The 24,243-nt window shown below is 37.8% G+C and carries 26 protein-coding genes; 10 read left to right on the plus strand and 16 right to left on the minus strand.

All coding sequences use genetic code 11. The features are described from left to right. The first annotated feature begins 110 nt into the window (after positions 1-110). Both MKY07_RS18650 and MKY07_RS18655 read left to right on the plus strand, forming a co-directional pair. Positions 111-1,322 (plus strand): FAD-dependent oxidoreductase, encoded by a 1,212-nt coding sequence (locus tag MKY07_RS18650; RefSeq protein WP_008405905.1) that lies wholly within the window; start codon positions 111-113, stop codon positions 1,320-1,322. 82 nt (positions 1,323-1,404) lie between these two features. Then, complete coding sequence (locus MKY07_RS18655) at positions 1,405-1,806, plus strand: PH domain-containing protein (protein ID WP_339263339.1); 402 nt, start codon at positions 1,405-1,407, stop codon at positions 1,804-1,806. Between the two features lie 40 nt (positions 1,807-1,846). Here the strand turns inward: MKY07_RS18655 and MKY07_RS18660 are convergent, their stop codons facing one another. Next, positions 1,847-3,550 carry a GGDEF and EAL domain-containing protein gene (locus MKY07_RS18660; RefSeq protein ID WP_008405907.1) on the minus strand — a complete coding sequence of 568 codons (1,704 nt, stop codon included), beginning with the start codon at positions 3,548-3,550 and terminating at the stop codon, positions 1,847-1,849. Between the two features lie 394 nt (positions 3,551-3,944). Here MKY07_RS18660 and MKY07_RS18665 point away from each other — a divergent pair, with 394 nt between their 5' ends. The 5 genes from MKY07_RS18665 (at position 3,945) to MKY07_RS18685 (ending at position 7,172) form a co-directional block, all read left to right on the plus strand. Beyond that, positions 3,945-4,487: a GNAT family protein gene (locus MKY07_RS18665; RefSeq protein ID WP_339263341.1), complete on the plus strand. Its 543-nt coding sequence runs from the start codon at positions 3,945-3,947 to the stop codon at positions 4,485-4,487. Between the two features lie 19 nt (positions 4,488-4,506). After that, entirely contained in the window at positions 4,507-5,679 is a 1,173-nt protein-coding gene (locus MKY07_RS18670) for an amidohydrolase (RefSeq protein ID WP_008405909.1), read from the plus strand. A 47-nt stretch (positions 5,680-5,726) separates the two neighbouring features. Next, positions 5,727-6,287, plus strand: a complete 561-nt coding sequence (gene lepB / locus MKY07_RS18675; RefSeq protein ID WP_339263342.1) for a signal peptidase I — start codon at positions 5,727-5,729, stop codon at positions 6,285-6,287. 157 nt (positions 6,288-6,444) lie between these two features. Then, on the plus strand, positions 6,445-6,972 hold the full coding sequence (locus MKY07_RS18680; RefSeq protein ID WP_008405911.1) for a DUF6773 family protein: 528 nt from the start codon (positions 6,445-6,447) through the stop codon (positions 6,970-6,972). Next, entirely contained in the window at positions 6,969-7,172 is a 204-nt protein-coding gene (locus MKY07_RS18685; RefSeq protein ID WP_008405912.1) for a helix-turn-helix transcriptional regulator, read from the plus strand. Before MKY07_RS18680 ends, MKY07_RS18685 begins: the two co-directional genes overlap by 4 nt. Before the next feature lie 60 nt (positions 7,173-7,232). Here MKY07_RS18685 and MKY07_RS18690 read toward each other — a convergent pair whose 3' ends face one another. From MKY07_RS18690 to MKY07_RS18715, 6 genes are all read right to left on the minus strand, one after another. Next, positions 7,233-8,291, minus strand: a complete 1,059-nt coding sequence (locus MKY07_RS18690) for a sorbosone dehydrogenase family protein (RefSeq protein WP_339263344.1) — start codon at positions 8,289-8,291, stop codon at positions 7,233-7,235. A gap of 46 nt (positions 8,292-8,337) precedes the next feature. Beyond that, complete coding sequence (locus MKY07_RS18695) at positions 8,338-8,769, minus strand: NUDIX hydrolase (RefSeq protein ID WP_065216103.1); 432 nt, start codon at positions 8,767-8,769, stop codon at positions 8,338-8,340. A gap of 106 nt (positions 8,770-8,875) precedes the next feature. Beyond that, positions 8,876-9,133, minus strand: a complete 258-nt coding sequence (locus MKY07_RS18700) for a YczI family protein (protein WP_014822469.1) — start codon at positions 9,131-9,133, stop codon at positions 8,876-8,878. A gap of 32 nt (positions 9,134-9,165) precedes the next feature. Further along, positions 9,166-9,714 (minus strand): GNAT family N-acetyltransferase, encoded by a 549-nt coding sequence (locus MKY07_RS18705; RefSeq protein WP_339263346.1) that lies wholly within the window; start codon positions 9,712-9,714, stop codon positions 9,166-9,168. Positions 9,715-9,731: 17 nt separating this feature from the next. Continuing rightward, positions 9,732-10,181 (minus strand): GNAT family N-acetyltransferase, encoded by a 450-nt coding sequence (locus tag MKY07_RS18710; protein ID WP_339263348.1) that lies wholly within the window; start codon positions 10,179-10,181, stop codon positions 9,732-9,734. A 35-nt stretch (positions 10,182-10,216) separates the two neighbouring features. Continuing rightward, on the minus strand, positions 10,217-10,636 hold the full coding sequence (locus MKY07_RS18715; RefSeq protein ID WP_339263349.1) for an ABC transporter permease: 420 nt from the start codon (positions 10,634-10,636) through the stop codon (positions 10,217-10,219). A gap of 131 nt (positions 10,637-10,767) precedes the next feature. Here MKY07_RS18715 and MKY07_RS18720 point away from each other — a divergent pair, with 131 nt between their 5' ends. Then, entirely contained in the window at positions 10,768-11,226 is a 459-nt protein-coding gene (locus tag MKY07_RS18720; RefSeq protein ID WP_339263350.1) for a DUF2975 domain-containing protein, read from the plus strand. Between the two features lie 45 nt (positions 11,227-11,271). Here the strand turns inward: MKY07_RS18720 and MKY07_RS18725 are convergent, their stop codons facing one another. The 8 genes from MKY07_RS18725 to MKY07_RS18760 all read right to left on the minus strand — a co-directional run bounded on the left by MKY07_RS18725 (position 11,272) and on the right by MKY07_RS18760 (position 21,382). After that, on the minus strand, positions 11,272-12,093 hold the full coding sequence (locus MKY07_RS18725) for a methyl-accepting chemotaxis protein (protein ID WP_339263351.1): 822 nt from the start codon (positions 12,091-12,093) through the stop codon (positions 11,272-11,274). A 136-nt stretch (positions 12,094-12,229) separates the two neighbouring features. Further along, positions 12,230-13,360, minus strand: a complete 1,131-nt coding sequence (locus MKY07_RS18730) for an S-layer homology domain-containing protein (protein WP_008405928.1) — start codon at positions 13,358-13,360, stop codon at positions 12,230-12,232. A gap of 104 nt (positions 13,361-13,464) precedes the next feature. Then, positions 13,465-13,758, minus strand: coding sequence for a DUF5316 domain-containing protein (locus tag MKY07_RS18735; RefSeq protein WP_008405929.1), 294 nt, complete (start codon positions 13,756-13,758; stop codon positions 13,465-13,467). Between the two features lie 75 nt (positions 13,759-13,833). After that, on the minus strand, positions 13,834-15,015 hold the full coding sequence (locus tag MKY07_RS18740) for an amidohydrolase (RefSeq protein ID WP_008405931.1): 1,182 nt from the start codon (positions 15,013-15,015) through the stop codon (positions 13,834-13,836). Between the two features lie 130 nt (positions 15,016-15,145). After that, the gene (locus MKY07_RS18745) at positions 15,146-16,333 is read right to left on the minus strand and encodes an amidohydrolase (protein WP_008405933.1); all 1,188 of its coding nucleotides are present in this window, start codon (positions 16,331-16,333) and stop codon (positions 15,146-15,148) included. A 74-nt stretch (positions 16,334-16,407) separates the two neighbouring features. Next, on the minus strand, positions 16,408-17,787 hold the full coding sequence (locus MKY07_RS18750) for an MFS transporter (RefSeq protein WP_008405934.1): 1,380 nt from the start codon (positions 17,785-17,787) through the stop codon (positions 16,408-16,410). A 334-nt stretch (positions 17,788-18,121) separates the two neighbouring features. After that, positions 18,122-20,461, minus strand: a complete 2,340-nt coding sequence (locus tag MKY07_RS18755; RefSeq protein ID WP_008405935.1) for a helix-turn-helix domain-containing protein — start codon at positions 20,459-20,461, stop codon at positions 18,122-18,124. Positions 20,462-20,521: 60 nt separating this feature from the next. Continuing rightward, positions 20,522-21,382 (minus strand): LysR family transcriptional regulator, encoded by an 861-nt coding sequence (locus tag MKY07_RS18760; protein ID WP_008405936.1) that lies wholly within the window; start codon positions 21,380-21,382, stop codon positions 20,522-20,524. A 150-nt stretch (positions 21,383-21,532) separates the two neighbouring features. On the opposite strand from MKY07_RS18760, the gene MKY07_RS18765 reads away from it, so the two are divergent. Continuing rightward, a complete protein-coding gene (locus MKY07_RS18765) occupies positions 21,533-22,501 on the plus strand; it encodes a DMT family transporter (RefSeq protein WP_008405937.1) in 969 nt (322 codons plus the stop codon). A 260-nt stretch (positions 22,502-22,761) separates the two neighbouring features. Continuing rightward, complete coding sequence (locus tag MKY07_RS18770; protein ID WP_008405938.1) at positions 22,762-23,706, plus strand: S-layer homology domain-containing protein; 945 nt, start codon at positions 22,762-22,764, stop codon at positions 23,704-23,706. A gap of 73 nt (positions 23,707-23,779) precedes the next feature. Here the strand turns inward: MKY07_RS18770 and psiE are convergent, their stop codons facing one another. Then, complete coding sequence (gene psiE, locus MKY07_RS18775) at positions 23,780-24,208, minus strand: phosphate-starvation-inducible protein PsiE (RefSeq protein WP_008405939.1); 429 nt, start codon at positions 24,206-24,208, stop codon at positions 23,780-23,782. Between the last annotated feature and the right edge of the window lie 35 nt (positions 24,209-24,243).

Below are 24,243 nucleotides of genomic sequence, written 5' to 3' on the forward strand. Positions count from 1 at the left end.
TAATTACTATTCTTTCCCCTTTACCCCAAAATTAAGTTATTAAATATTTCAAGATTAGAAAGGGGCACGAGCGGGAACTATTCTTTAGATGAATAAAGGGGGAACTATTTATGGAATTACACAATGGTTTATTATTTTGGCCGACTACACTTGTAAAAGAACCGCACACGAACCCACCAATTAAACCTCATTATGACGCGATTATCGTAGGTGCGGGAATGAGCGGGATATTGACGGCGAAAGCACTAATTGATGAAGGATTATCAGTAGCCGTTATAGAACGAAATGAACTCGGCTCAGGCAGTACTTCGGCCAATACAGGACTACTTCAATATTCAAATGATATTCAATTACACGAACTTTGCGATTTAATTGGAGAAGAGGATGCTGTACGTTTTTATAAACTATGCTTGGAGGCAGTTGACCAGCTTGAAAAAACTGCCCAGCCGTTAAAAGATCAGGCAGATTTCATTCGACGTCCGAGCATCTGTTTTGCCAGTGAAAAAAAAGACGTATCAAAACTTGAGCAGGAATGCGAGATTTTAGTAAAGCACGGATTCTCTGCTGAGTTTTGGAATGAACTTGTCGTAGAAAAGCGCTTACCATTTAAAGCACCTGCTGCTCTGTACACAAATAATGATGCGGAAATGAACCCTTACAAATTCGTTGTTTCGTTAACTGAACAGCTTATTACTAAAGGACTAGATTTATTTGAAAATACGTACGCCAATATTATAGAGGACGAAGGAAATGACATTATTTTGCACACAATGAACGGCATTTTTAAAACATCCCGTATTATATACACGACCGGATATGATCGTCTTCCTTATGGAAAAATGAAGGGGGCTGACATTAACCGTTCCTATGCGATTGTGACAGAGCAAAAACCAACCTTTGAGAGCTGGTATGAAAATGCACTCATTTGGGAAACTGCCCGCCCATATTTGTATATGCGAAAAACGGTAGATCACCGCATTATAATCGGAGGATTAGACGAAAAAAAAGCCAATCCTGCCAAGCATGAATCAAAAGTGGAAGCAATGGCAAATATGCTGCTTGATAAACTTCATGAATTAATACCTGGCGAAACCTTTCATGCACCGTATAAATATTGTGCTTCCTTCGGTGAGTCATTAGACCATCTACCATTCATCGGACAGCACCCAGAACAGCCAAATCACTATTACCTGCTTGGATTTGGAGGGAACGGCACGGTTTATAGCATGCTTGGTTCCCAAATAATTGCTGATTTAATTATGAATCGACCGAACGACGATGCACGTCTTGTGACATTGGACCGGAAATATGGAATTAAATAACCATAAAGTCCCCTATTGCTGGAATTCTATTTTTAATTCCGCTTCTTTGTTATAAGCTATTAAGTAAAAGGGGTGCTTTTTTGTGGCTTTTAAATCAAAAGTGGATATTTGGATGGCGTTCATATTTATTCTTGTGCCATCCTCAATGATATACGGGGTCATTACCGAGCCAAGTGCTGTTTTACTGCTTGTTACGGCATTCATTATTGTTTTATTATGCATACTGTTTTTCGGTACCAAATACGTAATTGAAGCGGATGAACTCATCGTTTACGGTGGTATTTATAAAAAGCGAATTCCGATTAAGCAAATACGAAGCTTGCGTCCATCGAAAAATCCTCTATCGGCTCCGGCAATGTCGATCGACCGTATTGAAATTACATTTGATCCGCATATTCAGGTCATTCTTATATCCCCAAAAGAAAAGGAGCTGTTTGTAAAAAAGCTTCTTGAAATCAATCCAAGTATTACACTCAAGTCGTAAGAAGTCCACGCAAATTGTATCAGCAATCTGCGTGGATTTTTTACACGAGTATCCCTTTTTCACTTAAACGTTTTGAAAAATCATCAATTGTTAAAGGACGACTATAATAGTAACCCTGTACAAATTCACAATCAAATTCCCGTAAAAGGTGTAAATCTGCATGTTCCTCAACACCTTCCGCCACTACTTTTAAATTAAGTGCCCGTGCCAAAGAAATCATCGCGGAAACCATGGCAATGTCTGCGTTGTTCTTATACATTTCGTGAATGAACGTACGGTCGATTTTTAATAAATCTACCGGAAATTTCTTTAAATAGCTTAATGAGGAATAGCCAGTCCCAAAATCATCAATAGCTAACGTAATATCCATTTCACTTAATTGCTTGATCGTATGGAGCAAATCTGAATTTTGATCTAAGAAACTCATTTCTGTTATCTCGATTTCCAGTGCGCTTGGAGAAATTTCATGCTGCTGTAAAATTCGATTTAAGCGCACAATAAAGTTTTCTGCTTTCAAATGGTTCGGTGAAATATTAACAGCCACACGGAGGTTTAAATTATATCGTTCATTCCATTCTGTTACTTGGCGACCTGCTTTAGCAATAACCCACTCACTAATATCACTGATCAAACCAAACTCTTCCGCAAATGGTATGAACTGATCCGGTGGTACGAAACCAAGCTCATCATCAAACCAGCGAATCAGGGCTTCCATGCCTTCAATTTTATTTGTTTGCAAATTCACTTTCGGTTGATAATACAGTTCAAATGCCTCTTTTTTAATGGCATCATGTAACTTTGTTTCCAATGTTAGTAGTTGATTATACGAAAAACGCTGTTGCTTTTTATAAATGACAAAACCTTTGTTATTGCTTTTTTTCGCCTCATACATCGCAATATCAGCATATTTTAAAATGTCTTGTGCCGAATAGCCATGTTCCGGGTAATTTACCGCCCCGATACTGATCGAAGCATAAAAAGTATGGTTATTTAAATTAAATTGGCTTTTAAATAGTGCTTGTATATCCTCTGCAGCACTTTCCAGTAGATCTGAATTTCTTAAAATACAGATGAATTCATCTCCGCTCAAACGATAAAAAGTTATAAACGGACTAGTCAATGTTTTTGTTCGCTCCGCAATTTCTGCTAAAAACATATCCCCGACATGGTGCCCTAAACCATCATTTATATTTTTAAACCGATTGACATCAAATAACATGAGTGAAAATGGCTGTTGTTCAACTTCGATTAGCGTTTTTAAATCATTAAGCAACATCCGGCGATTTGGCAGTCCTGTCAGATCATCATGGTGTGCAATATGTATCATTTCCCCAATCTTCTTTTGTGCGGTAATATCTGTACGAATCGAAATATACTGATAGGGCTTTCCTTTCGCATTCAAAAACGGTACAATCGTCGTCTGTACCCAATAGATTGAACCATCCTTTGCGCGGTTACACACTTCTCCGTTCCATGTCTTTCCTGAACCTATCGTACGCCACATTTCCTTAAAAAAAGTTTTGGGATGATAGCCTGAATTTAAAAGACGGTGATCTTTACCAATGAGTTCACAACGTTCGTATTTGGAAATTTTACAAAATCGGTCATTTACAATTGTGATAATGCCTTTTTGATCTGTAACTGCCAAAATGGACGATTCGTCTAATGCAACTTTAATATTTTGTAATTCTTCTACAGTCAATTGCATTGAACCTAGTACATTTGTATCTTCTATTTTTACCATCTACCCACCAACTTCTATTTAGTGATTCTTTTCTAGTGCGTTTTCGGAAAATTTGCATTCTTTAATTCATAATTATAGTTCTTATTTAATGATTTTGGTAGTTCTTTTAGATTATATCGCCTTTTTTTCATAATTTTTTATTTTTCCATTTCATTTTATAAATAAAAATATTAGTTTTCTTTTTTCCAACTGTAAATTTCTAGAAATATTTAATAGAGATTCTCTATTAAATGTTCAAAAACCTCTTCTTTCGGTGGAATATTCTGATAAAATGATAGTAATTTCCAGTGAAAGGATTGATGAAAATGAAAATATTTATGAAGGTGATTGAAAAGTAATCTTTCGACTCTTTTCAATCAGATGAACATCAAATTATTTTGAAAAGAGGAAAACAATGTACACAGATCAGGAATTAACTATCCGACCAATAACAGAACAAGATATGGAACGCTTATGGGAACTGATATATAAAGATGAACAGCCCGAGTGGAAAAAGTGGGATGCGCCGTACTATCCGCATAGAGCGATTCCTTATGAACAATTTATCCAGACAAATCAGGATTGGATCGGGGATGAAAGCTTTTGGGTCATTGAAGTATCGGGAGTCGTTCGCGGAATTATCTCCTACTACTGGGAACACGAACCTTCAAAGTGGCTGGAGATGGGCATTATCCTGCATGAAGGGCATTTATGGGGAAAAGGCATCGGAACTCGAGCATTAAAATTATGGATTGCCCATTTATTTCATACAATGCCATTAGCGCGTGTTGGTTTTTCGACATGGTCAGGCAACGAACGCATGATTCGTGTTGGCGAAAAGCTCGGAATGCAGCTAGAAGCAAGAATTCGTAAAGTCCGCTATTACGAAGGGCATTATTATGACTCGATTCGCATGGGGTTACTTAGAGAAGAATGGGAAGCTTTGAATAACGACTAATTTTTCAGGGGTGGAGAAGATGAGCGTAAAAGAGAAACTGCAAGCAAACTATGAGAACATGGTTGAAATTCGAAGACATCTGCATATGTATCCGGAGCTTTCATTCAAAGAAGTTAATACACCAAAACTAATTGCTGAAAAGCTTCGTTCTTTTGGTATTGAGGTAAAAGAAAATGTTGGCGGAAATGGCGTCGTTGGCCGCTTAGAAGGCGCTTACGACGGACCGACAATTGCGTTCCGCGCCGATTTTGATGCACTTCCGATTCAAGATGAAAAAGAAGTACCTTACAAATCGAAAGTCGATGGAGTAAGCCATGCTTGTGGTCATGATATCCATACAGCCGCACTGCTCGGTTTAGCAAAATCACTTGCTGACAACCATGATGCGCTTCACGGCAATATTGTATTCATCCATCAATTTGCGGAAGAAGTCGTACCAGGCGGTGCAAAAGCTATGGTAGAAGCAGGTTGCCTGGAAGGCGTCGACTATGTGTACGGTTCACATGTATCTTCATGGAGCGAATTAGGTACTGTACTGTTTTGTGAAGGCTACGCAATGGCGGCTGCGGACTTCTTTGAGCTTACTATTCAAGGTAAAGGCGGACATGGCGCATCACCTCATGAAACAATAGACCCGATTGTTGCAGCGGCACAGTTTGTATTTGGAGTGCAGCCGATCGTCAGCCGAAATACAGATCCAATTGAATCTGCTGTTATTACAATCGGAAAAATTGAAAGTGGCACAGTCGGCAATGTCATTCCCGATAAGGCCCATTTAACGGGGACTGTTCGTACATTCAATCCAGCAATCCGCGATATGGTGGAGCAAAAGTTAAACAACTTATGCAAAGCGATTGAAATTCAGTACGGGGCCAAACTGGAATTTAACTATACACGTGGTTATGACGCTGTATATAATCACCCGGCCGAAACAGCTATGCTTCGAGAAGCTGTTTCAATCAACCTGCCAGATTTGCAAGTACTAAATGCCCCACCTCGCATGGGAGCAGAAGACTTCACCTATTATTTACAGGAAAAGCCGGGGACGTTTTTCTTCACAGGTGGCGGCAATAAGGAAATTGAAGCTGTCTATCCACATCACCATCCAAAATTCGATGTGGATGAACAGTCCATGCTGAATATTGCCAATGTGTTTGTGGAGGCATTGAAGCTTCATGGGGTTGTAAAATAAAATTAATTTTAATTTGAGCTATCATGTTCTAAAAGGAGGTTATAGAGATGAAAAAAGAAAAAAATGAGCTGCTGGAATGGATCAAAGTTATCGCCATAACCGCCTTGTTTGTTGTAGCAATCCGGACGTTTATTTTCACTCCGATCGATGTGAAAGGTGCTTCCATGATGCCGACATATGAAGACGGAGACCGGATTATCGTCAATAAAATCGGAAAGACGCTTCATGATTTTGAGCGATTTGATGTCATTGTATTCGATGGTTTAGAAAGTGAGTATTTTATTAAACGAATTATCGGCCTTCCAGGTGATCAAATCGAATATAAAGACGATGTACTTTATATAAATGGTCAGAAAGTCGATGAGCCCTATTTGGATGAATATAAATCTTCTCTTAACGATCCAGGTGATTTGACTCATGACTTCACGCTGGAAAATCTGGCAGGTGTATCAGAAATTCCGAATGACTATTATTTTGTAATGGGCGACAATCGCCGCAAAAGTAGTGACAGCCGAGATCCACGCATTGGTCTTGTCTCAAAGGAACATATTCTTGGCTCTACATCTATCCGATTTTACCCGCTCGACTCATTAGGTTTGGTGAAATAATCCGAAAAACACACTTGCCGTGATTGCTTTCATTAGCAATTGCGGCTTTTTTGTATTTAATTAAGCATAAAATAAATTACATAATGACATATATAAATTGCATTTAGAATTATATATTGTATAATAAGCTTAACAATAAATTTGGGGAGGGAATATGATGGGATTTTGGAACAAAAAAGTGGTCGATGAGCGCGTGTACAACATGCAAAATAAAATTTACCGGGAAATATATTTACTCACGATGATGATTGTTCTCGTGTCGATTGGGGTTAAATTTTATCGCTTCGGAGTAAGTATGGAGTCAGTTACTACAGAGATAGTCATTTTAATAGGTGTCAGTTTATACTACGGCTTCCGTTCCTCACAACTTGGAGTATTTTCGGATGAAGTTGAACTTCATGATGCCAACAGCAAATTTTCATACAGCACAAAACAGCTAATCATCGGTATTGGCATGGGGCTGGTTATCGCACTTTTCATGGGGATTAATAGTGCGTACCAGTATGCAGACAGTTCATCTCAGGCTATTGAATATTTCTTTTTAGTATTTTTCGTTTCAATCATTATTTACGTTCCATTTTATTTACTGCTTTTATTTGCTGCCTATAAAAGTGCCTTGAAAAAAAGCCAAAAGGTAAACAGCAAAATGCTTGAAGAAGATGATGATGTGGGGCGATACCAATGAAAAATATCCGCTTAAAGATGGCCCGGATTGAACATGATCTATCACAGGATGAGCTCGCAAAAAAGGTTGGGGTCACACGCCAAACAATCGGACTCATTGAGCTTGGCAAATACAATCCGACATTAAGTGTATGTATCGCAATATGTAGAACATTGAATAGAACTTTGGATGAACTATTTTGGGATGAACAATCCGAATAAAAGCAATCATTATAAAAAGGAGCATAAAAGTTTTTTCACTTTTACGCTCCTTTTAATTTCCTATAATTCTAGCTTATACAATTGATCATCCTTTTCTTCTGGTGTACCTCGCCCGTCCGTATTATTCGTAATCCAGTACAATATATTCTCTTCAATCCATACATCGCGGATTCTGCCTACATTATTGACGATTTCTTTTACTTCTTTTGACTTTAAATCGAATTCGAGCAATGCTGTCCCCCGGAGTGCCGCAACATATAGTTTGTTGTCATAGAATGCTATACCTGAAGGGGCCCATGTACTTTCACTCCCCGAGGTGAACAAAGGGGATATGAATCCCTCTTGCTCTTCCTCTCCTTCAATTATAGGCCAGCCGTAATTTTGTCCAGCTTCAATTTTATTAATTTCATCATTTGCGCTTTGCCCATGCTCACTTGCATACATTGTTCCATCAGTTGACCAGGTGATGCCTTGCTGGTTTCGGTGTCCGTAGCTGTACACGTATAAATGCGGAAAAGGATTATCGTCTGGAATGCTTCCGTCCAAATTCATGCGCAATATTTTCCCGCTAAGTGTAGTCAGGTCCTGTGCAGTTTGCGGATTCGATGCATCACCTGCTGTCACATAAAGCTTTTGATCCGGGCCGATCTTTACGCGTCCGCCGTGATGATATTTACCACTAGGTATTTGATCAAGAAGTAACCGCTTCTCCCGCCAGCTATCATTCTCCTGTTGAAGCACTACAATTCGATTATACTGCTCACTCGCTGTTTCATACGTATAATAAGCGTAGGCTTCATTTGACTGTACAAAATCCGGCGCCAGTACAAAGCCAAGCAGCCCTGCCTCAGATGCAGTGGAAAGTGTTTTTTCAAGTTTTACAGCCTGCCTTGTCATTTCCCCTTGCTCTACTTTTACAATATGCCCTGTTCGCTCCGTTATATAAAAAGTGTCTCCAAGTTTATTAATAGCCCATGGTGCTTCAAGATTGGTAGCGATTGTTTTGTATTGTTCTATACTTTGAGAGTTATTTGCGACGGTAGAGGGTTGTATTTCATTTGTGGAACAACCTGTTAAACATAACAACGTAATCCCTACTCCAACAAATGATTTCTTCAAAGAAAAACCTCCCTTTGCGATACATATTGTTTCGTCATTTCCTACACTAAAAGTCTATAAAAAATGGGTGCTTCGTTGCATCCAAGCAATATTCTATTCTTTGTCGAAAGTTTCCGGCTGTCACCATTTCAAGGGCCTCTTCAATTGGAAAATACCCAACTTCCAAACTTTCTGGAGAAGTTGTCGGTGTCCCCCCGATTGGTTTCGCTAAGAACAGCGTATTGCAAATACATTTCTCTACATTTTGAAAAATACCGCAGAATTTGAGTATTTCCACATCGATTCCCGATTCTTCTTTTGTTTCCCTAATCGCTGCAGCCGTCAAAGACTCGCCTTCTTCTACTTGACCACCCGGCATCTCCCAACCTCTTTTTGGTCCTTTAATAAGCAGAATCTCATTTTTACTGTTCAGTACAATCGTTGCTGCAGACAAAATATGTTTCGGGGTTGTATTTATTACTTGCTGAATTTGTTCCAATCTCATCAGTCCTTTTAAAAGTATCTATATCGCATATTTTAAAAGGTTCTATAGAGGAAATTTAAAACCCTGCCATTACGAGAATCTTTCTTTAATCCTGCATTTTCTAATTAACAAACAACGATACAAACGCAACGCCAAATATAATTACTGATACAACCCAAAAGAGAATTCCTGACTGTTTATTTTGAGTCCGTCTGTATTCTCTAAATCCTATTATCCCAAACATCGCACTCATAAAGATAAACATAAGCGGCTGCAGGTGGAAGCGATCTGTAACCAAACTATAAATACAAATCAACGTTGCCATAAATGCAAAAGTTAGTTGAAAGGCAACAAGTATATCAACTTTCATATCCTTCATTTGTAACTCCCACCTCAATTCATGATATGAAACTAAATAAGTTTCCCCTTAAAATATTCTTCAGCTAAAATAGCTAAATAATCCATATCTTCATAAACATTCTCTTTTAAAAATTCCTGTCTGTGGCGGCCTTCCCATACCATTCCGGACTTCTCCATCACTTTTCTTGAAGCGATATTTCTAACCATGCAGCGGCTGTAAATTCTATTTAACTGATGTTCCTGAAATCCGTAATCAATTATTTTTTTGCAAGCTTCTGTTGCATAGCCATTGCCCCACTCCGACACATCGATAAAATAGCCCACTTCTGCATTGCGGTGGTTTTTTGAAACCGTAACGAGCCCGCAATTCCCGATATAGCGGCCGCTCTCTTTTAAAAACACTGCAAATTCATAGGCCGTTCCTTGCTCAAAGCTTTTTTGCAAATAGGAAATCCACTGATCTACAACTTCACGTGGATACGGATGCGGAATCATGACCATTGTATCCGCAATCTCCCTATGCTTTACTACTTCAAAAATTGCATCTGCAACTTCAACTTCATATGGCTTTAATATGAGTCTGTCCGTTTCTAAAATCATTTCCTCATCCCCCTAAGTTATTGAATGAAATATTCCATGTAAATATCATTTTCCTTAAAACCGACTTTTTTGTATAACGGTTTTCCCATCGGCGAAGAAATTAAAAATATGTGTTGTACACTTCTTCCTTTTGCTTCTGCCAACAGTCGCTCAACCAATTGTTTGGCAAGCCCCCGACCTCTGCTTTCCGGTGTTGTGTACATATTTAAAATATACCCGCGAATGCCTGTAGGATTGAAATAACTAGGGGGAAAGGAAATAAACTGAATGCCCCCTGTAGCGATTGCACTTTTCTCTTCCTCAATGATCCATTGAACAAATTGGTCAGCGTTCAATTGCTTCTCAAAAAAATTTCTTAATTGTTCATCGATATTGGGAGATACCGTTTGCCCTTCCTCCACTAATAATTGCTTACGTAAATCTATTAATAATTCCATATCATCTGTAGTAGCCAATCGATATTCCATTCAAATCCACCTTCCTAATTTTATTGCAAGCTCTTCTATTTCCTATCTATAATGACGAGCTTTTTGGTCTTGAACTTTTCTGAAACAGCATAAATAAGTGTAATTATAAGCGCTGTAATACACGGATAACCTACCATCACAACAATGTTTGTATGTTCGACTAAACTGAATTCTCCCCACTCAAGCCATAGACGCCAGCCCATTCCGAGAGCACTGAATATTAACGAAATGAAAAAAACCAATTCCGTTTTATGAACAAAAATTCCCACAAAAACATTCGCAACAACGATATAAATAAGGAAAACTAAGAATGAAAAACCCAGGTCAAATCCCTTCAAATTTGGAATAACAAAAGTAAAAGATATTCCGGTAAAAAAAAGAATTGTCATGAGATTAAAAAATAAGAAATGTTTTTTATTATTTCCTATTTTTTTATAATCATCTGTACCGAACATTCAATTCACCTCTTTTACTTATTGTAACAATTAATGGAATATATAGGAGTAGCAAATCATTATTTGCACTCGGAAACTTTCCGAATTTTCTAACGTCTGTTTTTCATATATCTGAATGGAGGGGGATTAATATGCAGAAATTAAATTCAATCTTTTTAAGAACGTTTATTATTTCAACTGGTGTACTTGTGTCATCATTATGTGTATTTATTTTACCGGGTGTGGCTCAGGAAACTGCGCATTTAAATCCGGAAGTCGCCTACCTGCAATATCCGATTTTGTTAGGTATGTATGCGACCGCAATTCCATTTTTCTATGCGCTTTATGAAACATTGAAGATGATTGCTATTATTGAGCGGGAATCTGTTTTTTCCAGTCGTCTTGAACAAGGATTAAACTATATAAAATATTGCGCCTATGTCATTCTCGTTTTGTACATTTCGGGCTTCTTCCTGCTCGAGTATTCAAATGCACTGCCGCCATTAGTGGCAGTGATCGGTATTGTTATTATTATAATTACCACGCTTGTTGCTACAGGCGCGGCATTTTTAAAACATGTACTTATAAAAAGCCGGTTGAATGTGAATTAAAAACAACCACTCCGATCATCTTTCGGAGTGGTTGTTCTATCTCTATTATTTTATTTCACTAATATCCAATAGCTTTTCTGCGGTGCTGTTAACATTTCCGTAGGCATCGTTCAGTTCATGCATACTTGTGGCAAACTGTTCTGTAAATGCTGCGATTTGACTTGTCGATCCATTAACTTCCTCGATGGAAGTACGGATTTTAGTAAGCTGCGCAGCAATTTTTTCTGCGCTATCTTTGCTATTCTGCGCCATTTTTTGAATTTCCTTCGCTACGACGGCAAATCCTCTTCCATGCTCGCCAGAACGAGCCGCTTCAATCGATGCATTTAATCCTAAAATTTGTGATTTTGATGCAATTCCTTTTACAAGTTCGACCATTTGGTTTATTTCCCCAATATCGGCCGTCATCATTTCTGTTGATGTGACAAGGCCATCCAAGCGGTTTGATACATCCATGCTCGCCGCCGTTAACTCTTCGTTCGTTGCAGTCATTTCCTCTACCGCACTCGATAATTCTGTCGCTAATTGACGCATGGAATCCATTTTTTTGTTTGAGATAGTGGCACTTACTACACCTATTATGTCTGTTCCATCAAAAATTGGTTGTGCTGATGAAATATAAGCAAACCCAAATCTTTCCGGACCCTTTTCTTCTCTTATAAAACGCTTTGTCGTCAATGCACGCTCTGTAACGGTGCCGCGGAAATCTACCATTTTCAACCCTACATTAATTTTTAAATCAATAAACTTGCCTGGTAAGTATCCCATTACCTCTTCATTGCTTGCTACAATGATACAAGCATCTTCCGGAAAAGTTGCCTGATATAGCTCCATCGTATCTACTACGGCTTGTAATTTTGTATGCATGCCCATCTCCCCTTTGAATGTATTATATAATAGATAATAATACCTTAATATCGTAATCTTTCGAAATGTTCATGAATAAACTCTGCTATATGTTCTCATAAAAAAATCCCCTTCTCTATAAAAGAAGGGGAAATTACTATTGTTCTTCCATTGCTGCAGCTGCAGTCAGCATATTATCATAGTCTTCTTCATCATAGACTAGATTATAGATTTTCCACAGGCCGTCTTCTGTTTTCTTTAAGTAAGCTGTTCCGGATAAATCTAATGTCATTTCCAAATTGAAGTTGATTTCAGGGTCATTCATCTTAATATGAACTTTCAAATCATCAATTTTTACTGCGGCAAAACGTTTATTCAATGAAATCAACTTACTTGAATACTCGCCTATTTTTTGAGATGAACTAGAACCGGTTGAGAAATCTGCGTCTTCCAATAGCAATTGGCTATCAAGTGAATAAGCTAAATAGTAGCCTGTTGTTGTTTCACGATAGAGCGCATCCATATCCTCTACGTTTTCCGAATCTGATGAAAACTCAAACTCTTCATCAATATAACGATTCACTGTTGCAATGATTGAAGCTTCGTCTTCTGCTTCTCCACTTTCTAAATGTAAAGCACGGTCAATCATCAGTACTGCATGAGAACGCTTTGCAAAATCATTCGGTTTGAACGTTTCTCCATAGCCATTAACAATACCGGCACCTGCTGTTTTCACAATTGCTTCATAAGAATAGCTATTCGGATTAACATCGTTAAATATTTTTCCTGTTTTTGAAAAATCAACAGTCTCATTAAATGCACGATAAATCATCGCTGCCATTTGAGCACGTGTAATTTTATCGTTCGGTTTAAATGTACCGTCTTCTTTACCGGTAATAATGCCTTTACTGCTGGCAATCTGAACAAAGTCATAATACCATGCAGAAGATTTAACATCGGAGAATTCTTTTTTAATATCGCCACTCGTTAAATTCATTGCATTCACTAAAATTTTTGTAAACTGTGCACGTGTAATACTGTTTTCCGGCTTTAAAAGAATAGACGTAAATTCGTATACTTCGCCATCTTCTTCATATACTGTTGGCTCTTCATATCCGTCGATAATATTTGCATATAAGAAACGTTCCAACTGCTCGTATGCGCCATGTTCATAACTTACATCATCCATGTAATACTGATCGATCGTTTTTTCTGCTGCCGACGCTGGCGTTACAGTAATAAAACAAACTGTAAAAACTAATAAAATTGCTAATTGAAGTACCTTCAATCTAGTTAACCCCACTTCTCCAAATTCTATAATACATTAACATATTACTTAAACAGAACTTATATGAATACATGTATATTTTGGCAATATTTTTAAAAGAAAAATTAGTAGCCTAAATAGTAGTAAAAGATGAATGCAACTGCGAAGTTAGGAATTGCCATATTAAGAGAACACAATGCAATCGTATTTCTTTGAATCCAGCTTTCTTTCGTTTCCATTGCCGTGTTTGCCTGCATTCGGTCACCATTGACGAATGCCCCGGAAAAAATGCATGCCACAATAAAAAAGATAAAACCAATCCCGCTCGTTATAGTGGAAATCATATGAACATCCCAAATAATAATAGAAAGCAAAATTCCTATTAAAGACAACCCTGTACCGATTAGAAGAAATTTCATATTATTCCCCCTTTCCCTATATACCGCATTCTTTTGGAAATGGTTTCAAAATAAATCGATATAATGAGAATTTTGTCAGGCATCGTCTGGAACTAAGTAATAATGTACAATACTTAAAAATCCTTTCGCCGAGTTTTTCATTGCCTGTTCATCGATATTAAATTTTGGATGGTGATGAGGAAATTGTGTAGTGGGGGCATCTGTAGCTGAACCAGTATAAAAATATACTCCGGGAACTTGTTGCAAATAATATGCAAAATCTTCACTTGCCATAATGGGGGGCATCTCAACGACATTTAAATGGTTAATATTATCAAGCAAATCTCTTACAACTTTTGTTTCTTTCTCGGTATTGACTAATTGCGGATATCCTCTTGTATATTCCATCTCATAAGTAGCACCATAAGTTACTGTGACATTATTAAGAATATGTGTTAAAAGTGTTTGGACATTTTCCTGTTGTTCCTGGTTAAATGTACGAACTGTCCCCTCAATTGTAGCTTCTTCGGGAATCACATTTATTGTACCCCCGGAGTTGAACACAGTAATTGCTGCCACTACCGGTTGTACCGGATCAAGTTTTTGACTCATTAACAAATGGATTTGAGTTATAATTTGTGTGCCAATCACAATTGGATTGACTGAAGTGTGAGGAGCGGAAGAATGTCCGCCTTTACCGATTATTCTAATTTTTACATAGTCACTGGAAGCGGTAGCACTCCCTTTTGGTACCGTAAAGTTTCCTAATGGGACGGAAGATAGGACATGATTTCCAAAGATTGCATCTACCCCTTCGAGCACACCCTCTTCTAACATTTGAATCGCTCCCCCCGGAAATTGCTCTTCCGCTGGTTGAAATATAAATTTAACCTTCCCATGGAGTTGATCTTCATATTTACTTAGTATTTTTGCTACCCCAAGCAATGTTGCTGTATGTGCGTCGTGACCGCATGCATGCATAACATTCGGGACCTGGGATTTATAGGGTACGTCATTTTTCTGTTGAATGGGTAACGCATCCATGTCAGCTCTTAATGCAATCGTCGGCCCTGTTTTTCCCCCTTTTAAAATTCCGACAACGCCATGCCCGCCAATATTCCGTTGCACTTTAATTCCATAACCTGCTAAAATATCCCCTACCATTCTGGCCGTTTGTACCTCTTGAAATGGCAGTTCAGGGTTCTCATGCAAATGCCTTCTCCAAGCAACCATTTGATCGTACACTTCCTCCACTTCTGCATGCCACTCGTTAAGCACTTGAACACATCCTTTTCTCACTCGTTCTTATGCATCAAATTAGTATATACATTTGTTACATGAGATGTTCGGTAGAGGGATTTGTCCAAAAAAAAGAGTTTCGGTATGAATCCGAAACTCCTTTTTATTATTAATTTTCTTCATAATAGCCGCATACGACATGTCCGACCGCTTTAGCCGCGACCAGAAGCGCATCTTCGTCAATATCGAATTTTGGATGATGATTGTAATAAGGTTTTTCTACTCCTTTTGGTGAACAACCAATATAGAAGAAGCAAGACGGGAACTTCTCTGCATAATAGGCAAAGTCTTCAGATGGTGACATTGGCGGCACTTCCTTCACCTCTGTAATAATCGGATCATTCGCCCCTACTAAATATCCTGCTACTTTCGCTGTTAATTCAGGGTCATTGTATAATGGCGGATAGTCGTTTTCATACGTCAACTCACAAGTGACACCGAATTCTTCTTCCAAACCTCTTACTAATCTTTTTACTTCCACTTCAATTTTTTCCTTCGTTTCTATCGTCATATAGCGAATATCGCCTTCAAGTTCTACACTATCTTTAATCACATTAAATGTCCCTTTACCGTCGAAGGAACCAATTGTAATAACACCGATATCAAAGGGGCTTAAACGGCGGCTAATAATTGTTTGCACAGCAGTGACAAAGTGTGCACCGGCAACAATCGCATCGTTTGCCAAATGTGGTGAGGAGCCATGTCCGCCGCGTCCTTGAATTTTCAGTTTTAAGTAGGCACGCCCATTGAAGGCAAAACCAGAATTATAACCGACAAATCCTGCGGGGCCCATTGGCAGCAAGTGAATCCCGAAAACATTATCTAAATCATCGAGCAGCCCTGACTCTACGATACTTTTCGCACCGCCTGGCGGAACTTCTTCTGCATGCTGATGAATAATTTTAATTGTCCCTGGTATCTCATCTTTCAATTCGATCAAACAATCGGCCAATACAAGTAAATATGCGGTATGTCCGTCATGGCCGCATGCGTGCATTACTCCTTCATTAACAGATTTGAATGGAACATCGGCTTCTTCGGTAATCGGCAATGCATCGAAGTCTGCGCGAAGCCCGATATTTTTGCCTGGCTTCCCGCCTTTAATCGTTACAATAATTCCGTAGCCATTTCCGACATTTGAATGAACTTCTACATCTTTTCCTTTATAAAAGTCGAGAATGTACTGTGCAGTTTTTTCTTCTTGAAACGATATTTCAGGATGCTGGTGTAAATGTCTCCGGATTTGAATCATTTCATCTTTACGAAGTTCCAGCATCTCCATTAGTTTTTGTTTCATGGTTACCACTCCTGAACTTAAATTTTGAAGAAAATGATGTAAACGCCTTTGACAAGGCGTTTACATCATTTAAATTAATCGACTGATTTCCCCGCGTTTTTTGGAACTAGGAATAAAACTGATAGGATGGAAAGGACACCGAATATGACGTTAATGATGATCCCTGTTGTTGCGGCGATTTCCAGGTTGCCGTTTGCAGATGCCGCGCCGTATGCTGTCATGGAAATGGCTACACCGAACGCACTACCTAAAGAACTTGCCATTTTATATACACCTGCCGCTTCCCCAACTTTGTCAGAAGGTGCATTGGATACAGATGTATCTGTTGACGGTGTTGCATAAATACCTAAGCCAAGACCGAATAAAGCAAATCCTACGAATACCGCGATTGTATACGCTACATCCGGCAAGAATGTTAATCCCATTAATGCAACACCGACCGTAGTAATTATTCCACCCCAAATCATCGGTTTTTTAGCACCAACACGTTGAAGTATTTTCTCCCCTACACGGATCATTGCCAGTACCGTCACTAAATAGCCAAGGGAAAGTAAGCCTGATTGGAAAGCATTAAATCCACGTCCTACCTGCACATACGTATTGGCTACTACTAATGTACCCGCTATTGCATTAAGTAAAAAGTTCGATACCGTTGCACCTGTATAGGCTTTGTTTTTAAATACTGCAAAGTCGATTAGTACAACTTCTTTTTTCATCTCTACTCGAATGAATGTAATTAATCCAATTACTGTTACTGCCATTAAAATTAAGGAAATGCCGCTTGTCCAACCAAAGTCTGCACCATACGTAATTAAAATATTTAATGCAACCATTGTGACAATAAAAATGCCTAGACCGACGTAGTCAAAACGGAATTTTCCTGAAGACTCCTGTTTACTTTCAGGTGTGTCTTTTAATAAAAACAGACCAACTAGAGCGAATACAATCGAGAAGATGAAAATCCATCTCCACCCTAATGAAGTCGCAATGGCACCACCTGCAAATGATGCAACACCGGAACCTCCCCATGAACCAATTGACCAGTAGCTTAATGCTCTTTGACGGTCCGCGCCTTCAAAGTAAGCTTTGATTAAAGCAATTGTAGATGGCATAATAAATGCAGCTGAAAGACCGATAATAATTCGGCCGATTATTAATAAAACAGCACCTTGCGCCAATACTAAACAGAGTGAACCAAGAATACTTAGCCAATAACCGATGACCGCTATTTTTTTACGACCTATTTTGTCAGCAAGACCACCTGCCGCTACGATAAACATTCCTGAGAATAATGCCGATAAACTAATCGCTATATTAATCGTACCAAGCGAAATGCCTAAATCCTCTTGAACAGCTGGTACAACGTTTACCATTGCTTGAGCAAATAACCAGAATGTAATAACACCGAATACAATTCCGATGATCATTTTATTCGTACCTTTGTATGTGTTCATAATAATCCTCCTATAAAATTTCCCGCGTAATTATAATGTCTTCAAATCTCTTTTAATCATACTCCTTAGTATTAAAAGAAATATTTCAACAACGCTTTAACAATTAACAATAATGATTTATTTTCTCGAGAATATTCTTTAGCCGTTAAAGCCTGATCAATACTTCATGTCTTTAGTTTATACAGAAATCTATATGTCAAAAAGTTATTATTTGCGTATAACATGTATACGAGTCTGTATATTTTTTACGGAAACAATTGGAGTAGCAAAAATATACCGTCAATTTTTTACTTAAATAAAAAAAGACTGCTGCGTATCGTTCGCAACAATCTTTTTATAAAACAGCTTTTCTTATATCAAAAAAATGAATGGCATTCACCGTTAAGTATGAATAAAAAGACCAATCACTTATAATTTTTTCATCAAAAATTTCAAGTTGAGGATAGCTTGACCTGTTAATATAATCAATGACTTCCATATCCAATCCATAGCGGCTATTCAAATCAATCCAATTTGTATAAAGTGCGCCATGCTCACGGTCAAACGTGTATTTTCGCACTTGATATTCGCCAGGCTCCATTCCTTTAATTTTCACAAATAAGTCCTTATTGAACATTTGCAAAAACGTTTCCTCAATTAAATAATAAGGATTCACGGTTTTACTGTTCATGAGCACTAACTGATACCCACGTTCATTTTTTGTCATCATGTAATCAGGTCCTTGGGCAACAATCTTACCGTTTAGCCTTTTTGCAAACATTAACGCAAAATATGCCGGTCTTTTTCCATCAAAATAATGGAAAAGTTCTAGCCCTTCAATCCGGATACGTTGGCCGTCACTCTCACTTTCATGTACAACCGTATTAATCCAAAAACCTACTGATTCCACCTCATCTGATATGTCCAGCATATTTTCCAATACTAATGCTGCGCGGAAAAAGCGGCCGTTTGTCAGGCGTGTATTTCCGGAAAGAGTATTCCATGAAATGACATGAAGCGGCTTTTTAATTCCATTCTTCTTTAAATACGCTTTTATTTTTTCTGTTTTTTCTTTTAAATAATCTTTTGTCAGGAAAAAGCGGTCATCGTTCAACTCTTTAAAATCTACAACATCATTTTGATTCGAATGATACCCTATAAAATCTACAAATTCCGCCTCTTTTAACAGCCATATATGCGCTTCGCTTGTCTTCTCCTTTTCAAAGGAAAAAGGTAAAAACATACCGACATGAATATCCGGTACAATGCCTTTTATCAAATGGTATAACCTAAAATAAACCCGTTTTAGCTCATCTGCTGCCACGATAGTATTGTATGGTTCATAAAAGAGAAAATGCCAGGCGCTTAAATAGGAACCACCATATAATTGCAGACAATGCTTCAAAAAATGCTCCAGCTTTCTGAGATAATTTTCTTCATCCATCGATAATTCCTGATAATCAATTCTTACGAAAAGTGCCAAGTTTTGCTGCTTTAAAAATTCCAGGGCAATATCGGTTTTAAAATATTGTGAACTTGTCGGGATAATTTCATCTGTTTCAATCTCAGCTGAAATCGCTTCTCCCTTTAGTAAATTACTGATTCCTACAAAATCTACCCCGATTTCTCTTTTCGCCATTAAAATTTGTGCACGGATATTTTCCTTTTGTAATTCCTTCAACTCATGCGCAATAACCATATGTTTGGGCCTTGAAATAGGAATATTGCCAGGTGCTGTTATATCCAATGACAATTCTTCAAATTTCGATTGCGTATTTTTATACGATTGATCAAGTGTATTTAAAATAACCCCTAACTTGCCTAAAATTTCAGGTGAATGTACTGGCTGTTCCGCATCTTCCAGCGGGTACTCTTTAAATGAATCCTTCTTCTCTACAGGATGTTTCTCCCGATAGACATGCGGTGTCATCCCATAGTTTTCTTTAAAAAGGGTCGTAAATGATTTCGTGTTGGGAAATCCATTATTCATCGAGATTTGTGATACCGTATCATTCGTATAGAGTAAATCTTTTACACTATGCTTTAGACGGATTGTCATTAAATAACGACTGAACCCCATATTCATCTTTTGTTTAAAATAACGGGATAAATAAGCTGTCGACAAATAGGATTTTCGGGCCATTTCCTCCAACGTAATCGGCTGATCATAATTTCTTTCCAAGTAATCGATAATTTGCATAAGCCGCTGATCATTTGTATCCAATTTTTCTGAGGAGCTCCCTTTTTTCTTAAAGCCGCGTATGAGCGTAAGCAAGATATCACATAAATATTTTTGAAACTCAATTTGGTGGCTTTCATCTTGACGGTAATAGGAAATAATTAACTTAATAAGCCACTTACGAAGATTATTAAGCATTTTTTCGCGCCCCATATGCACTTCCTTTGAGTAGCATTCAAAGCGATTATCACGGTAATTTTTATAAAATCGGTCGATAAATGTATCCGAAATTGTTAGACTGAGCACATAATTATCAGGATTTCCCTTTATCTGAAAGAGTTCGTTCCGATTAATAACCAATAAATCAAGTTCATTTAATTCATAAAAATGGCTATCTGTCTCAACAGTAATCTGCCCTTCAACAACAAATATTAACTCAAGCCCCTGATTTACTTTTGGTGATAAATAATGAATCTCCTTTAAGGAAATTTGAAATTCAGATAGCTGGTTACTCATCTGTTCACCTCACTATTTTTCTTTAAGTTAGTTTTCCTAATGTGGGAAGTTTTGTTCCTTTTATACGATTTGTCTATTATGTTGAATTGTTTCAATAAACTTTTCAATCGTTGCCGTCAAATAGGAATCCGCTCTCCTAATAAAGACCGTCTTTACTTTACTATACTCACTTGGCAATGAGTGACAATAAATAGTCCCGCTCTGCTCCAGATGTGCAACAGCTGACTTTGGGACAAATGAAACCCCTAGTCCCATTGAAACACTGCGTATAATCGTTTCCAGTGTACCAAACTCCATCACTTTTTGAGGACTGATATTTTGATCCTGGTACCATGTTTCCAGACGTGCCCGGTATCCGCAGCCTTTTCTGAAACATAGGAACGGGATGCCTTCTAATTCTCCCAACTTCAGATGAGGTGAGTTTGAAATTAATACAAGCTCTTCATCAAATACTTCATATGACTCAAGATCCGGATGAATATTCGATGCGGTTATAAACGCTCCATCCAATTTATAATCCAGTACTTTTTGCTCCAATTTCTCTGTTACCCCTGTTATTAATGACAAATCGACACTTTGATAACTTTTCATATAGGAAGTTAATATATTCGGTAAATGGTAGACCGTTTCGACCGTACCTATTTCAAGCTTTCCGATTGGTTCATTTTTATTAAGAACGGCTCTTTTCATTTCCTCCGTTAATAGCAATATTTTCTTACTATAAGATAACAAATTTTTTCCTTCAGGTGTCAAAGTCATCCCTCGTCTATGTCGGTTAAATAATGGCGTGTTCAATTCTACTTCAAGTTTTTGTATTCTTGATGTAATATTCGATTGGACATAATTTAATTCTTTCGCTACTTCCGTAACTGTTCCCTTCTCGGCAACAAGTTGGAAAATTTCCAAGTCTTTAAATTCCACGATGCATCCAGTCTCCTTTTCCTGTTCCTATTACTTTAACATGGTATCTCAAATACTGATATTAATGATAACTTTTATTCATTTTACGAGATAGTTATACAATTGTAAGATAGTAATCGTGACTATTTAGTGAAATGAGGTTAATAAAGGTTGAAAAATAATGTTCTAATCGGTTCTATTCTATGTTTTATAGCTGCAGTATCATGGGGGGCAATGTTTCCGGTAGCCCATGGTGCATTTAAACATATAGATCCATTCTACTTCACCATTTTTAGATATGGCGCAGTGACGATTATTTTAATTGCACTGCTGTTATGGAAGGAAGGAAAGAGAGCTTTCCGTATGGAAGGAAAAGGCCTGCAGCTTTGGTTTTTCGGTACGATGGCCTTTACAGTTTATAATTTGCTTATTTTCTGGGGCGAGGATTTACTCGGACAATCCGGTGTTATGACGGCCTCTATTATGGAATCACTTATGCCGATGATTTCGATTGTCATCTCATGGATGATTTTTAAACACCGTCCATCGCTGTTTACATTACTATGTGTATTATTATCATTTATCGGTGCGGTATTAGTTATAACAAAAGGCGATCTTCAGGCATTTTTAGGCACGACAGGTCAGTTTATCCCTTCCCTTTTCATCTTTATCGCTGTCGTCGGATGGGTGATTTATACAATGGGCGCCAATGAGTTCAGTCATTGGTCTGCTTTGCGCTATTCTACATTGAGCTGTTTACTTGGAACCGTAACCGCATTATTCGTTACTTTAGGTGCGACAATGTTCGGCACTTTATCTGTGCCAGCTGTAAACGATGTAGTTGCAGTAGGTCCACACTTACTGTTTATGATTATTTTCCCGGGTGTCATTGCATTATTGGGCTGGAACATTGGCGTCAACTACTTGTCACCTTTAAATGCATTACTGTTCATCAATTTCGTTCCTGTCACAACACTATTCATTTCTATTATTCAGGGGAATGCGGTAACGGTGTTTGATATTGTCGGAACAGTGTTGATTATCATTGCGCTTTTATCAAATAATATATATGTAAGAATGCTGGACAAGAAAAAGGCCAATCATACGATGCAGTCTACATGGAGTGAAGGGATTTCTTAACTATAATCTTTAGGCTTAACGCTTTTGTGACCAACATCCTGTTGGCCTCACGCCCGCGGAAAGCGTCCGACCTGGAATAGAAATCAATTTTTAACGCACAGCAAAAAATGCCCTTTTTCTCTCAGAGAAAAAAGGCATTTTTGGGTTATGTCCCACCCTCTATTAAAATCCCGCTACTTTTATAGTTCGTTGTAATAATTTCCTTATAATGTTATCTTTTAGGTTGAAATACTATAAATTTATTTAAAGGAGTTGAAAAAATGAGAAAAACGATTGCCTCCATTAGTATTGCACTAGGCTTGATGTTTGCGATCGGAACGAACGTCAATGCTGCGACTGTTCATTACAAAGACGTCAAAGAATCGGACAACTTTTATCCCTCTGTTCAGTATTTATTAGACCAAAAAGCAATTAGCCGGACATTGCCTCAATTTAGACCATATGAAAATATTACGCGTGGCCAAGTGGCAAGTATACTTGCAAAAGTATTGGATGACCGCTTAAAAGAGATTGAGTATACGGAATGGTATAGTGGTGCGAACTTTATTGATGTGCCAAAGACAGATCAATTTTATCCTTACATTAATAAGCTGGACTGGAACGGGATTATGCGCGGGTATTATGTGAATGATACTTCTTCCTCTGCGAGGGCATTCGGTATTAACCAACCTTTAACGCGTGGACAATTTGCCGGTGTAATTATAAAAGCATATGAAATTCCATTAATTCAATTGCAAAGCTACAAAGAAAGTGGCGCTTCCCCATCTGACATATTCGATGGAAAAAACTTTACGTATCCTTGGGGACAGGAAATCGCGACACTTCAAACAACCGGAATTTTAAGTGGTTACGACGACGGAAATTTCAAACCAAGTACACCGATTAAACGTTCTCAATTTGCAAATATGCTTGTGAAAGCTGCAAATGGCGAACTGTATTTCTTTAACCAGAACAACCTGCTCAATGACTTTGAGCAACTAGGTATTTCTAAAGAAACTTCAATGGAAAAAATCAAAACACTAACAAATAATACCACTGTTAAATATTTGGCTTCCTACAGAGATGTACGGTATTTAAATGCTGTGACTATTGCAATAATGATCTATAAAGAAGGAGTCATTTTGTTCGAAGATATTAACGTAAAAATGGCTGTTTCAAAAGACGCGAACGGAAAGTGGCAGTTGAACGTTGAGAAAATCAATTAACAGGGGATTAATTATAACCGGTATCAGCTGGACGGCTAATCTATTTGATTAGCCTTTTTTAATAACTTGAAGTTTATGTTTTTCTGATAGGCCGCTCTCTTGGTGTAATATTAATAATATAGTAACTAATAATTAAAATCAGGATTACCCCTGCAAAAATGAGTGTATCCATTGCCGAATCATGTTCGACAATAATGAGACGGAGCATGGCCGTAATTCCGATATACATAAAATAACGAAGCGGGAAATGATAGTCTTCTTTAAAGTATTTCACAATCATCGTGATAAACTCGAAATACAGGAAGAATACTAGAATTTTTGCCAGTAAGTATTTGTATTCATGCTTTTGCCCGTTAAATATAAACTTTAAAAGCTCGACCATTTCGATGATGAGCATGACACAAAGAGTTAACGCCAATACTGTTAAACCAATATTCAAGATCACTTGAAGCACTTTCGGAATAATTTCTTTAAATGGCTTAGGTTTGGATAAAAACTTCATTTATACACACCCCCAGACGTTATATTTTCAGATTA

This window comes from Solibacillus sp. FSL W7-1472, assembly GCF_037969775.1.
Taxonomy (GTDB): Bacteria; Bacillota; Bacilli; order Bacillales_A; family Planococcaceae; genus Solibacillus; species Solibacillus silvestris.